14 protein-coding genes are annotated in these 12613 nt (G+C 34.9%); all 14 read right to left on the reverse strand.

Annotated features, from left to right (window positions below):
* Positions 1-14: 14 nt before the first annotated feature.
* The 14 genes from CC92_RS0103170 to sigG all read right to left on the reverse strand — a co-directional run bounded on the left by CC92_RS0103170 (position 15) and on the right by sigG (position 12551).
* A complete protein-coding gene (locus tag CC92_RS0103170; RefSeq protein WP_029504523.1) occupies positions 15-1508 on the reverse strand; it encodes a complex I subunit 5 family protein in 1494 nt (497 codons plus the stop codon).
* Positions 1508-1882, reverse strand: coding sequence for a sodium:proton antiporter (locus CC92_RS0103175; protein ID WP_029504522.1), 375 nt, complete (start codon positions 1880-1882; stop codon positions 1508-1510). Before CC92_RS0103175 ends, CC92_RS0103170 begins: the two co-directional genes overlap by 1 nt.
* Positions 1883-1885: 3 nt before the next feature.
* Positions 1886-2914 (reverse strand): hydrogen gas-evolving membrane-bound hydrogenase subunit E, encoded by a 1029-nt coding sequence (gene mbhE, locus CC92_RS0103180; protein WP_029504521.1) that lies wholly within the window; start codon positions 2912-2914, stop codon positions 1886-1888.
* Positions 2901-3161, reverse strand: a complete 261-nt coding sequence (locus CC92_RS0103185; RefSeq protein ID WP_029504520.1) for a hydrogenase subunit MbhD domain-containing protein — start codon at positions 3159-3161, stop codon at positions 2901-2903. Before CC92_RS0103185 ends, mbhE begins: the two co-directional genes overlap by 14 nt.
* On the reverse strand, positions 3161-3481 hold the full coding sequence (locus CC92_RS0103190) for a cation:proton antiporter (protein WP_029504519.1): 321 nt from the start codon (positions 3479-3481) through the stop codon (positions 3161-3163). The genes CC92_RS0103185 and CC92_RS0103190 overlap by 1 nt, the downstream gene beginning before the upstream one ends.
* Entirely contained in the window at positions 3474-3794 is a 321-nt protein-coding gene (locus tag CC92_RS0103195) for a monovalent cation/H+ antiporter complex subunit F (protein WP_029504518.1), read from the reverse strand. Before CC92_RS0103195 ends, CC92_RS0103190 begins: the two co-directional genes overlap by 8 nt.
* An 8-nt stretch (positions 3795-3802) precedes the next feature.
* Positions 3803-4264, reverse strand: a complete 462-nt coding sequence (locus tag CC92_RS0103200) for a Na+/H+ antiporter subunit E (RefSeq protein WP_029504517.1) — start codon at positions 4262-4264, stop codon at positions 3803-3805.
* Between the two features lie 467 nt (positions 4265-4731).
* Positions 4732-5067: a DUF1622 domain-containing protein gene (locus CC92_RS0103205; protein WP_029504516.1), complete on the reverse strand. Its 336-nt coding sequence runs from the start codon at positions 5065-5067 to the stop codon at positions 4732-4734.
* A 45-nt stretch (positions 5068-5112) separates the two neighbouring features.
* Positions 5113-6276 (reverse strand): iron-containing alcohol dehydrogenase, encoded by a 1164-nt coding sequence (locus CC92_RS0103210; RefSeq protein ID WP_029504515.1) that lies wholly within the window; start codon positions 6274-6276, stop codon positions 5113-5115.
* A gap of 284 nt (positions 6277-6560) precedes the next feature.
* Positions 6561-7427, reverse strand: a complete 867-nt coding sequence (locus CC92_RS0103215; protein WP_029504514.1) for a carbohydrate ABC transporter permease — start codon at positions 7425-7427, stop codon at positions 6561-6563.
* Between the two features lie 2 nt (positions 7428-7429).
* Positions 7430-8383, reverse strand: coding sequence for a carbohydrate ABC transporter permease (locus CC92_RS0103220; protein ID WP_029504513.1), 954 nt, complete (start codon positions 8381-8383; stop codon positions 7430-7432).
* A 234-nt stretch (positions 8384-8617) separates the two neighbouring features.
* Positions 8618-9997, reverse strand: a complete 1380-nt coding sequence (locus CC92_RS0103225; protein ID WP_029504512.1) for an ABC transporter substrate-binding protein — start codon at positions 9995-9997, stop codon at positions 8618-8620.
* Positions 9998-10105: 108 nt separating this feature from the next.
* On the reverse strand, positions 10106-11149 hold the full coding sequence (locus CC92_RS0103230; protein ID WP_051650867.1) for a LacI family DNA-binding transcriptional regulator: 1044 nt from the start codon (positions 11147-11149) through the stop codon (positions 10106-10108).
* 619 nt (positions 11150-11768) lie between these two features.
* Complete coding sequence (sigG, locus tag CC92_RS0103235) at positions 11769-12551, reverse strand: RNA polymerase sporulation sigma factor SigG (RefSeq protein WP_029504510.1); 783 nt, start codon at positions 12549-12551, stop codon at positions 11769-11771.
* Positions 12552-12613: the final 62 nt, after the last annotated feature.

The following is a 12613-nucleotide window of genomic DNA, read 5'->3' on the forward strand; positions in this document are numbered from 1 at the left end:
GTTACATTCTCCCCCTACGCAAACATCTTAAGTCCCACTTCGATTGCATCCATAATTGGATTTGAAAAGATACCTAATACGAAGTTGAGTACAATAAAAAACACCATTGCAACAGAAAAAGTTACCGCTGGCTTATAGCCAGGAACGATAAAGTGCTCATTTCTAGGTGTATAGATAGAAATTACCGCACGTATAAAATATACAGCATTTAATATCGTACTAATTGCTAAGATAACCATACCGATCGCCATCTTTGAAGTACTGGCATTCACTGCGGCTTCTGCAAAATAAACCTTGGAAGTAAACCCTGCAAACAGAGGAATACCAACCATGGATAAGGCACCTACAGTAAAACCAATACCTGCAATTTTATTTCGATAACCAGATCCTTTTAAATCCGTGAAATCCTTGCTGTTACCAGAGACTTCAGACAAACCACTCGCTGCAATAAAGAGCATGGACTTTGAAGCCGCATGAGATAAAATATGAAATAATGCAGCCATCATTCCAGCCTTGGTTCCAAGTCCAATTCCCATGTAGATATAACCAATCTGAGCTACTGAGGAAAAAGCAATTAATCTACGAATGTCGTGTTCCTTGATTGCACTCAGAGATCCCATTAACATACCAATCACTGCAAAGAAGAACAGTGCATTTGTTATCTTATGGTCAATCATTACATCCATCCCTATAACACGATAAAAAATCTTAATTAATAAGAAAATATATGCTTTCGAAACTAAACTGGATAAGATTGCACTCGATGATGGTGTGGAAAATCCATATGCATCTGGTAGCCAGGAATGGAACGGAAACAGTGCACTCTTTATTGCTAGACCAACACAAAGAAGTGCAATCACGACCGTAAGAGGAATCTCATACTGGCTTCCTGGAAGAATCTGTGCCACTGCCTCTTTAATGTTTGACATTAACAGATGCCCGGAAAGGTCATAAAGCATAGAAAGAGCCATTAAAATTAGACCAGAACCAAGCAAACTCATAATCATATATTTCGCAGCCGCTACTAAGGAATGTCCGTTGTTACGAATCATAATCAGAGCACATGCAGCAATTGTATTAATTTCTACAAACACATACGCAGTAAAAAGGTCATTTGTGTAGATGATAGCAAGAAGTGAGCTTAACATTAAATCAATCATAACAAAGTATAAATTTGTCTTTTCTTCCTCTACATCTTTAAATATACGTTTCATTCCACCACATAAGGATAACAACATGATAGCGCAAAAGAACACAGCCATTAAACTTTCTAAGACACCAATGCGAAGTTCATTTCCCCATGGAGCTGGAAAATGCCCCATCATAAACGTATAACTTTCTTTCGTCTTCCAGACATAAAAAAGTACCATGCTGTTTAATATTCCAAGAAGACTTACCAAACTAATACACAAACGTTTCGCATTTTTCCCTGACAAAACAGAAGAAACAACGCCTGAAGCAAGACATAAAATAATGCTAATGAAGGGAAAATTCTGTATGAGATGCATTATAAATCCTCCTTCTTCGCTAGCATCGACATCTTATCAATATCTAACGTATGATATCTTCGGTATAGACGAATGGTTAGAGCTAACATTAATGCTGTAACGCTTACTGATACTACAATACCTGTTAGAACAAGTCCCGAAGGTACTGGGTTTATATAATACGCTTGCTCCTCAACCCCATTCGTTAAAATAGGTGCCATTCCCCCTGTAATGTAACCCTTCACAGCTAAGAAAAGATAGATCGCGGTATCCATTATATTAAATCCTAAAATTTTCTTTATCATATTACGATGCAATAACAATGTTGTAAATCCAATACCAAACAGGATTACCGCAACTGCTTCGTAAAAATTCGTTAGTAAATTACCACCCATTGATTACATTCCTCCCTTTCGAAAGAGTGTGTAAAATCCATACATAGTACAAGCAACAACCAGACCAACCGCTACATTAAGAGGTAAAATCAGTCCACTACTTAAGATATTACCAGGAATTCCTTTTGGAATTCCACTCTCTAGGTGATTTGCTCCTGTATAAAAGGAATAACTTTTTGCACATGCATAGAATAATAATGCACCGACCGTTATTCTTTGATATGTTTTATAAGTAAAGAATTTTTCTATCTTTTCATAACCGAATGCATTTAAGTAAAGAATTAGGCCAGCACCAATGATTGCACCTCCTGAGAATCCACCACCAGGGGATAGGTGACCATTTAATACTACATAAATTCCATAGATAATAATTGGTGGTATCAGTAGGGATGCTATCTTTTGTAAAATCTTATCGTTTTTCGGTTCAAACTTACGATCATCTTCCTCAGCTTCTGCTTTTTCCGTAGGTTTTTTTCCATTCTTACTATGGTCAATGCGCAATAGTATTAATACACAACATGCTGCAATGAATAATACATGGGACTCTCCCAGTGTATCAAAAGCACGATAGTCAAGGATCATACCTGCAACAAAATTGATTGCGCCGGTTTCTTCAATACCCTTTTCAATATAGCGTTTTGGTACCTCATTGTTGTTAGGATTTGATGCATCACCAAAGGTTGGAAGATAAGAAACTGTCATTAATAAAACTGATATAATACATACACAGAATAGCACTGCAAGAATTCGATATATATGTGTAAATATTTTAATGCCTTTCGTTTGAGGCCATTTTTCATATTTTCGGTACAATGCCTCAATGCTTCTCTTTCGTTCTTTCTGAATGCGGTCCTCTAAATCAGTTATCGTCGCTTCAAATTGTTCGTTACGCTCTTTATCCTCTTGCGAGGCTTCGCGAATTTCTTCTTCATGTTTTGATAAATTTGGATTATCTGAGATTTCTTCCCCATTTACAAAGCGCTCAATTTTTCTCCACTTACTAGCTTCATAATTTGGATTAAGCTTGCTCATCGTTATCTTCCTCCTTCATCGCGCGTATTTTCTTTAAAGTTACAAAAAATAGAACACTCGTAACTCCGGCACCTACTGCTGCTTCTGTTATTGCAAGATCTGGAGATTTTAACAAAATCCAGATAATGGACATAATTAAGCTATAGGACATAAAGATTATAATAGTAGTCAGCAGGTTCTTACTAAAAGAAACTGCAATTGCACAAACAATTAAAAATAATAGTAAAATAATTTCAAACACTTCCATTATTCTACCACCTCACATTCTTCTTTTAACTTTTTATTTGTTGTAACCTCAAGTCTTGCAAGCAAATGGCTACTAACTGGGCTCGCGAACCACAGAAATACAATGATTAAAAGAAGTTTTAAAGAACCAAAATTCCACCCATTTAATATGATTAGGCCGAAAAGTACAAGTAAAATAGCTAGTGTATCGTTTAACGCTGCTGCATGCATTCGATTCAAAACAAACTTTAGTTTGAATATACCAAAAGTCGCAATTCCAGCAACGATCAAACCACCTAGAATAAAAATTGCTCCTAGTATGAACTGTATCCACTCAATCATTTTTACTTTCCTCCTTCGCTTTTTCTATTCTTTCTTGGTATACACCTAGGTATACCTTAGTTAATACGACGACTGCAAGGAAGCTTATCATAGCATAAATAATCGAAACATCAAGAAGATATCCTTCCTTCATGTAAATTGCAAGGATAGCAATTATCATAATCGTCATAGTTCCAATCATATTAATCGCAACAATACGGTCCGCAATCGCCGGTCCAATGATTGCACGAATGAGACAACAAAAAATCATAATCGCCAATAGAATAATTGCACCCAAATACAAATATTCATATGCACTCTCTAATGCCTGCATCTGCCTTCCTACCTTTCTTCCATTTTCTTTAACTGCTTTACAAATACTGAAGAATCTATTCCTTTTGCAAGCTCCTTATCCAGGCAATGAACTACATATTCATCTTCCTCTAACGTCACTGTAATTGTTCCTGGCGTTAATGTAATGGAATTTGCCAGAGTTACTCTAGATGATTCTTTTTTTAGATCCGTTTTAAAATGAATCAATTCTGGTTCAATCTCATAACGAGAGGACAGAATCAGAGACATCACTTGAAAATTCGCTTTTGCAATTTCACAAATTAATGTGAATACATATCGAATCCCAAAAAAGAAATTTTTAAATAAACGTAGCTCTGATCTTGGATTGTAGTCCATGAACTTACAGATAAAATAGAACATAGCTAAAGAAATGAAGAATCCGAACACTGCAATTTCAATTGTCAGACGTCCATTAAAGATTACCCATAAAATAAAGAATAACAAGAACATATTTTTTTACTCCTTTTTTTCTTATGTACAATCATTCTTAATATAAAGGAATCGATATGATGATATGATTCCTACCCTAAATTAGGAAAATGATTGAACCTTCACCTTAGTTTCTTCCCATTTTATATATATTTTGTATTGATACAAAATCCAACTAATGTTACCACTAACGTTTCATAATGTCAATGAACGATTTTCTACCAAGGGTGTAACATACTTGTAAGTCTTGAAACATCATACAAGTTCCCCTAAAAATAGTATAATTACTACTTTTACTGTAGGTTATCTTAAATTTTTCTACCAAAAGAAGGAATAAAATGCATGAAAATAAGACAAGAACAAACGAAAATTCATACAGCATTAATAGCTTATTATAGAATTCCCGATATTTCTCGTCTTATTTTAGGAAACACTTATTCTTAAGTAATACTTTTATAACATAAAGATTCGTATTAACTTACTTTTATTTATACTTCCATTTTGTCATTTGTATTAGTTTCCTCATTTTTTATCTCCCAATGGATTAAAAACGTTAAAGAAGCTCGTAATAATATTATACCGCCAACGATAAGGACTTCCTTAAAGTCTCTTAAAACTACCGTACGCAATATCTCACTTCCAAGCTTAAACTCTAGCCCCATTGCCATACCTTTCGCAAGATTTAGCCTGGTAAACTCATTTTTCCGGAAATACTGGAATACCCCTCGGATACCCGATATAATCAAAACTAATACACCTATATACTCAAATAACAGTATAGCTATTTCTACGATGACCATTAACGTTTCATGCAAAAATTCCATGGCCTTCCCTTTCTACTGGACCCATATTTTTCTTATGCTTGCTAATTATGATAAGCAATTTTTTAGGATATTAATTACATCTTCTTTCTTTAAGGATACATAGGCGTTCTCTAAGCCACCAAATTTTACTGCTTTTTCTGCCATAATCTCTATCTTGGAATCATCGATTCCTACTTCGCTTAACGTCATTGGAATGCCAATTTCTTTAAAGAACTCTTCTGTTTTGTCGATAGCCTTATGAGCCATAGCAAATTTATCTTCTTCCATTGGTAAATCCCAAACATTATGACCGTAAGTTACAAATTGATCTACCGTATCCTGATTTAATATATATCTCATCCAGCGAGGTGTTACTATTGCAAGACCTACACCATGAGTAATATCATAGAATGCACTTAATTCATGCTCAATTGGGTGGCAAGTCCAAGAGTGTTCTTTACCACTACCAGTTAATCCATTTAATGCCATACTGCTCGCCCACATTAAGTTTGCTCTTGCTTCATAATTATCAGGTTCTTGTAAAGCAATCTTACAATACTTAATACAAGCCTTTAAAATTCCTTCCGAAAAGCGGTCTTGAATAAACGCATCCTTTTCTCTACTAAAATATGCTTCAAAAATATGAGACATGATATCTGCAGTTCCTGCAGCTGTCTGAATTGCTGGTAAAGTATAAAGATATGTTGGGTCTAAAATAGACGCTTGCGGAATCATAAGTCTTGAAGAAGTTCCAAACTTCTCATTTGTCTCTAAATTAGAAATAACAGCATTCTTATTCATCTCAGAGCCAGTAGCTGCCAATGTTAATATAGTTACAATTGGTAGTACTTCTTTTATAAGACTTCCATCCAGTACAAGATCCCATGGATCTTTATCATAATAAGCACCCGCTGCAATCACCTTACTACAGTCAATGGTGCTTCCTCCCCCCACTGCAAGTATAACATCAACATTATGTTCCTTACATAATCTTACACCTTCTCGAACCGTTGTAATTCTAGGATTAGGTTCAACCCCAGAAAGCTCGATTATGTTCCAATTTTTTAACAAAGAATATACTTTGTCGTAAATCCCATTTTTCTTAATACTGCCGCCACCATAAACCAAAAGAACGGTTTTACCATAGGCATCCATTACCTCAGGTAGTTGTTCAATCTGATCCTTACCAAATAACATCTTTGTGTAAGCGTGAAAAATAAAATTTTGCATACTAACCTCCATTCCTGCGCAAGTTATCAGCACATCTGAAGTTTGACTTAGGATTCACAGAGTGAACTACTGTCAATCACACCTTCCCTAGCTATCGCGCATATCACTGTTTGTGCCATGTAATATTAACACAAACTTCATAATAAAAAAACTCATATTTTACTTTTTAAAACATCGTTAAAGTAAAATAGTTATAGCTTACGCTATAACTATTTTACCTTGTTTTACTATGAAATTCAAGCAGTGGGAGGAACCACTTATTTCTGTAATAAATTAACATATATTTAGCCTTTTACACTACCAAGTGTAATCCCACGAATAATAAACTTTGATAAAAGAAGATAAACAAAAATTAATGGTAAAATTGTGACTGCCAGCAACATATAAACTTTACCCATATCGAATTTTGCATAATCCGCACTACGTAACTGTGCAACCAAGATCGGCAGTGTTTTCTTCTCATTTGACTCTAATATTAAAGCTGGCATGAAGTAATTATTCCAGGAACCTACAAAGGTAAATATTGCTTGAACTGCCATGGACGGTTTCAAAATTGGGAATATTACTTTATTGAAATTATAAAATTCATTACCACCATCAATACGTGCTGCTTCTACAATCTCAAGAGGAAGGGAGCTCTCCATGTTTTGTTTAATAAAGAAAAATGACATAGGAGCTGCAATTCCTGGAAGAATCAAAGGCCAGAAGGTATCATTTAAACCAAAATCTCTCATAAGATTAACAAAACCTAACGCTGAAACTTGTGTTGGCACCATCATAATCAATAAGATGAAAGTATACGCAAGTTTCTTAAATTTAAAACTATATGCATAGATTCCGTATGCCGTTAACGCTGAGAAGTAAATAGTTAAAAATGCCGAGCAAGTTGATACAAATAAGCTATTTCCTAGCGATCGTAATACCGGCATATTAGGATCTTCATATAAATTTCTAAAATTAGTAACTAAGGATGAACCAGGAAGTAATGTAAAAGAGGATTGTATCTCTGCATGTGATCTTGTTGCATTAATCATCATTAAATAGAAAGGAAATAATGAAATTAAAGCGGCAATGATCAGACAAATATAACAAATAATTCTATGTACTGTTAACCCTGCACTGCTGTTTCTTTTTGAAGTCTTCTTACTCATAATCAGTCTCCTCCTTTCGATTTCTTACGATCACGTAAGGAGAGGAATACGAGAAAACTTAAAATAGCTGCAATAAAGAATAAGATTACAGATACTGCACCGCCCTTACCATAGTTCTTACTGAAAAGATGTTCATTTAATAGCATAATAACTGTTTTAGACGTATTGTTTGGAGCCCCAGATCCAGCAGTTAATAATTGTGGAATATCAAACATCTGAAGACCACCAATCATAGCGGTGATTAAGACATACAGTAAGATAGGTTTTAATAGCGGTAACGTTACATAACGGAACGTTTGAGTTCCTTTGGCACCATCAATCTGAGATGCTTCATAAAGAGAAGTATCAATTCCCATAATACCAGCCATTAAAATAATCGTTGTATTACCATACCACATTAAAAAGTTGATAAATGCAGCTATCCCTCTAACACCACCAGTACTAGAAAAAAATCGAAAGATGGAGGTGCTCTGCATTTCAAAATATTCTTTGTTATTCGTTATATGTGCCAATATCGTATTAATAGGACCACGATCTGAAAAAAGAGCAAAGAATAATACTGCAATTGAGGATGCCATAATAATATTAGGCATGTAAATTACAGTTTTAAAAAAACCGGTACCTTTCAAACGCAGTCTTAAATCTGTAAACCATAACGCAAACAAAAGAGCTAATAATATCTGCGGTATAAATCCCATGAACCAAATAATCAACGTGTTCATCAGAGTTTTTAAAAAGTCACTATTTAGAACTGCTTTATAATTATCGAGACCGACAAAGTTAGGACCAACCTGTGTCAAACCATCTCTATAGTTTTCAAAGAAACTGTTATAAAAAGTTGAAATCAAAGGAAATAATGAAAATATAAAATAGGCAATGAAAAAGGGTGCAATGAAAATATAGCCCCATTTTGCATAACTTACACTTTTTCGTTTTGTTGAAGTAGATTTAGCCATGTCTTCACCTCACTTATGCAGCTGTACTGCAAATAAACCCTTTCCTTGTAGTCATAAGGGATAACCTTGCAATAAGGATGTTCCGATTCATCCTTTTAAGTAGTACCCAGGAGAAATTATGAGAATATAGAATTTCCATCTTTGGTATCGATTTCTTTATCACAAGTACAGGACGAGTATACCCGTCCTGTACTTATGATTAGTAGTAGTTTCTACCTATGTAGAAAACGTTCCTTATCTTGATAATGCTGGGTATTTCTTAAGAGCACTTGTGTAGAAGTTCTCAAGAGCTGTATTATAATCTACAGTTCCATCAAAGTAATCTTTGAATGCGCCCTGGAAGGATTCATTTAATCCCTGATCGTATGGACAAGTCTTGCTCATATCAATCTTCTCAGCTGCTGCTGATAATAAGGTTAAGTGATCCTGGCCATTTAAGAATGCAGAAGTATAACCTTCAGCAATAAGCTCTTTAACAGCTGCTTTGTTGTTAGTATAATCATCTTCACCCTTAGTAATGGACTTCATAACGTCTTTGTCACATGTTAATTTCTTCATAATATCTGCTACTAAATCTGTATTATCACTTCCGTTAGCTGCACAAATCCATGTTCCACCCCAGTAATATGGCTGTGGTCCTTCACAAACTGCCCAGTCACCAAATGCTCCGTTACCTACTTCATACTTACCGCCATCATCTTTCTTAACTTCCATTGAGTAATCACGCATTGTAAATGCAATACCCCATGTGGAATAGAAGTAACCAAACACTGTACCAGTCTTAGACTGTCCTGCACCCCACTCTGTAGACCAAAGGGAAGTCTTAGCATTATATCCTTTATCTGTATAATTCTTTGTCTGCTCAACCCACTTTTGGATATTAGGATCGATAACGATCTTCTTGTTATCATCAACCCATTTACTTGCTACATTGTTAGAGAATGTTCTATAAGCATCGTCATAACCAGAAAGCATTGTGTACTTGCCACCGGATTTTTCATTAATAGTTACTGCTGCCTGATCAAACTTATCCCAATCGCTTAATAATTTCTGGATTTCTACAGGATCGTCTGTACCAAATACTTCTTTCGCCATAGAACGTCTATAAACGAAAAGGCCTGGTGTTGCCTGCCAGGAAACTGCCTTAAGAGCACCATTGCCATCCGTAGCGATGTCCTTGGTGTACTGATATTGATTGGAAAGGTCAGCATCGGTTAAGCCAATAGTCTTAACATCAAGAGCTGCATTAGGATCATTTACATACTTAAGAGCATAGTCAGCTTCGATTAAGAACAAGTCTAATTTTTCGGAAGCTTTGTTTTGTCCTGCTAATGCTTCGTCTAACTTGTTCTGGTATGCATTATCCTTTGATGGCGTACTAACCCATTCAATTTCAATACCATCTAACATAGTTCCTGCATTTGGCACATAGTATGTTTCAAAACGTTTTTGGAACTCATCATTCCAGCAATAAATTCTTAATGTTTTCTTTGATTTGTCACTGCTCTTCGTAGCAGAAGTTTGTTGGCCATCTTTCTTACCACAAGCTGCAAACATTGTGCAAACCATGATTAGAGCAAGAAGTAGAGCCAATGATCTTTTCATTCTTCTCATAACAAATACCCTCCTTTAATTATGACAAGTGATACGGTTCCCCCGTTCGACTTGTAGTGCATTATATATTAATATATTAATGCCGTACCAAATGAACCAACCTTATGGTTAGTCTTTTTGAGATTCTTCATCTCCCATTACCGGATTCATATTTCTTACCGATCCGCCTCTCATTAATTGAACTTTAAGGTAGACATTAGAAATTGTTGTTGCCATTGGATTCTCAATTAGATTAATCAATTGTTTCGCAGCTTCTGCGCCAATCCGATCTGTGTCCTGTCTAATTGTAGTAAGTTTAGGTTCCAGAGCTTGTGCTAAGGATATCCCATCGAATCCGACAATCGAAACATCATCCGGTATCTTTAGTCCATTCCTTCGAACCGTGTTCATTACACCAAGTGCTGAATAATCATCTGGTGCGATGATACAGGTTGGTCTCATTGGTAAATCCAATAACTTCTGTGTTATGCTCTCAGCCACCTCAGCATCCCTGTATACACCTTCAATCACATATTCGGGTGGAATTGTGATATTGTTATCTTTTAGTGCCTGATAAAAACTAACCAAACGGTTATGTGTTACGGAAGAGTTAGTGCCATGGATAAAAGCAATCCTACTATGTCCCTGATCAATTATGTACTGTGTTAGTTGTCTCATGCCATCCATATTATCCGATAGTATCGAAATTGCCTCATGAAATACATGATCAATTACTACGACTGGAAGTTTAGAATTAACCACATCCAAAACCTCACTATCAAAAAAATCAGCACATGCAATACAAACTCCATCGAAATTACGATATCTACAATGCTCTAAAAAGGACATCTTTCGATTACCAATATTATGTTCAATAAAATTAATATCATATCCTCGATTTGTAGCATATTCGTTAAAGGATGCCAGAATATGGGCAAAATACTCATTCCTCAAGCCATGGTTAAACATTGTAGAAAACAAAACACCAAGATTGTATGTCTTCTTCATTTTTAAGGCTCTTGCATTAGAATCAGGAAAGTATCCAATTTCACTTGCGATTCTTAGAATGTTACGCCTTGTTTCATCTCCAATATCCTTGTATCCATTTAAAGCTTTACTAACAGTGGATACGGATACGCCACATTTTATTGATAACTCTTTAATTGTCGCCATTCTTACCACCGTTTCGTAGCTATATCGTTTTCGTATTTTCATTATATAGCACATTATACAATAAATCAAGTATTATTTTTCTATTTATATTTATTATTACTGCTTTACTTTGTTTTAAACTAATTTATCAAGTGATTTATCCCATTATTTGGTTGTATTAAAGCACTGTTACTACATTTTTTCGTTAATCAGGATAACTAAGCTAACGAAATGTAAGCGCTTTTTTCGTTGTAATATTATACAATTATCATTTTTATAACACTTTTGCATAATTTATTACATTTTTAAAGTTCTATTTACACAATATTACACAGAATAAAACACAAGAAATGGAACGAAATGTTTCGTTCCATTCCAAATTCTCTAAGTTTTACTTATAATTCACTTACGTTTTCGAAATTTTTCTTTCATCTATAATTTAATCCTTAAACTATATTGCACATAAAGCATTGTTAGTATCGATTTAAACATCGTACCCCTTCATTTATAAACATTTAATATATAGGAACATCGTACCCTTTCACCTATAAATTTTAGTATCAATAATTATGATATCTTTCACTTATAACCCTTTTTTTCCTCGGCATAGTATAAATGTTAAACTTAGGAAGTCAAGGAATTACTTATCCATCAGATAGTTTCTCATATTTTTCAATGCATTTTTTTCAAGTCTACTAACCTGAGCTTGCGATATTTGAATTTCTTCTGCTACCTCCATTTGCGTCTTACCTTGAAAAAAACGAAGGTTAATAATGTTATTTTCTCTTGGTGTTAGTCTTGCCATCGCTTCCTTTAACGAGATTTCTTCCACCCAATTTTCTTCTTTGTTCTTTTTGTCACTCACTTGATCCATAATATATAAAGTATCTCCACCTTCGGAATAGACAGGCTCATACAAAGATACTGGACTTTGGATGGCATCAAGCGCTGCCACGATATCTTCTTGGCTAATCCCTACTTCATTTGCTATCTCACATACCGTAGGTTCTTTATCATTTTTCTTAAGAAGCATTTCTTTTGCATAAATTGCTTTATAGGCAGTATCTCTTAAAGAACGGGATACACGTATTGCATTATTATCTCGTAAATAACGACGTATTTCACCAATAATCATTGGAACTGCATAGGTAGAAAACTTTACACCTTGCGTAATATCAAAATTATCAATTGCTTTCATTAACCCAATACAACCAATTTGAAATAAATCATCGACATTTTCATTACTACTTGAAAATCGCTGAATGATGCTGAGCACCAATCGTAGGTTTCCTTTGATATAAAGCTCTCTCGCTTCCTTATCACCCTGCTTAATCCTTTCGAACAAAGCATCCTTTTCTTCACCCTTTAACAATGGCAATTTCGATGTATTTACTCCACAAATTTCTACCTTATAAAGAGCCATAATGAAACCTCCCAGATTAACCATTTTATTCTGCAGTCATAATAAAATGATTTACCGGAAGG

This window comes from Lachnoclostridium phytofermentans (genome assembly GCF_000733755.1).
GTDB lineage: Bacteria > Bacillota > Clostridia > Lachnospirales > Lachnospiraceae > Lachnoclostridium > Lachnoclostridium phytofermentans_A.

What these genes read in the sequence shown, in the direction of transcription:
- CC92_RS0103170 (WP_029504523.1), bottom strand. Translation starts at nt 1,508, where the DNA reads ATGCATCTCATACAGAATTTTCCCTTCATTAGCATTATTTTATGTCTT.
- CC92_RS0103175 (WP_029504522.1), bottom strand. Translation starts at nt 1,882, where the DNA reads ATGGGTGGTAATTTACTAACGAATTTTTACGAAGCAGTTGCGGTAATC.
- mbhE (WP_029504521.1), bottom strand. Translation starts at nt 2,914, where the DNA reads ATGAGCAAGCTTAATCCAAATTATGAAGCTAGTAAGTGGAGAAAAATT.
- CC92_RS0103185 (WP_029504520.1), bottom strand. Translation starts at nt 3,161, where the DNA reads ATGGAAGTGTTTGAAATTATTTTACTATTATTTTTAATTGTTTGTGCA.
- CC92_RS0103190 (WP_029504519.1), bottom strand. Translation starts at nt 3,481, where the DNA reads ATGATTGAGTGGATACAGTTCATACTAGGAGCAATTTTTATTCTAGGT.
- CC92_RS0103195 (WP_029504518.1), bottom strand. Translation starts at nt 3,794, where the DNA reads ATGCAGGCATTAGAGAGTGCATATGAATATTTGTATTTGGGTGCAATT.
- CC92_RS0103200 (WP_029504517.1), bottom strand. Translation starts at nt 4,264, where the DNA reads ATGTTCTTGTTATTCTTTATTTTATGGGTAATCTTTAATGGACGTCTG.
- CC92_RS0103205 (WP_029504516.1), bottom strand. Translation starts at nt 5,067, where the DNA reads ATGGAATTTTTGCATGAAACGTTAATGGTCATCGTAGAAATAGCTATA.
- CC92_RS0103210 (WP_029504515.1), bottom strand. Translation starts at nt 6,276, where the DNA reads ATGCAAAATTTTATTTTTCACGCTTACACAAAGATGTTATTTGGTAAG.
- CC92_RS0103215 (WP_029504514.1), bottom strand. Translation starts at nt 7,427, where the DNA reads ATGAGTAAGAAGACTTCAAAAAGAAACAGCAGTGCAGGGTTAACAGTA.
- CC92_RS0103220 (WP_029504513.1), bottom strand. Translation starts at nt 8,383, where the DNA reads ATGGCTAAATCTACTTCAACAAAACGAAAAAGTGTAAGTTATGCAAAA.
- CC92_RS0103225 (WP_029504512.1), bottom strand. Translation starts at nt 9,997, where the DNA reads ATGAGAAGAATGAAAAGATCATTGGCTCTACTTCTTGCTCTAATCATG.
- CC92_RS0103230 (WP_051650867.1), bottom strand. Translation starts at nt 11,149, where the DNA reads ATGGCGACAATTAAAGAGTTATCAATAAAATGTGGCGTATCCGTATCC.
- sigG (WP_029504510.1), bottom strand. Translation starts at nt 12,551, where the DNA reads ATGGCTCTTTATAAGGTAGAAATTTGTGGAGTAAATACATCGAAATTG.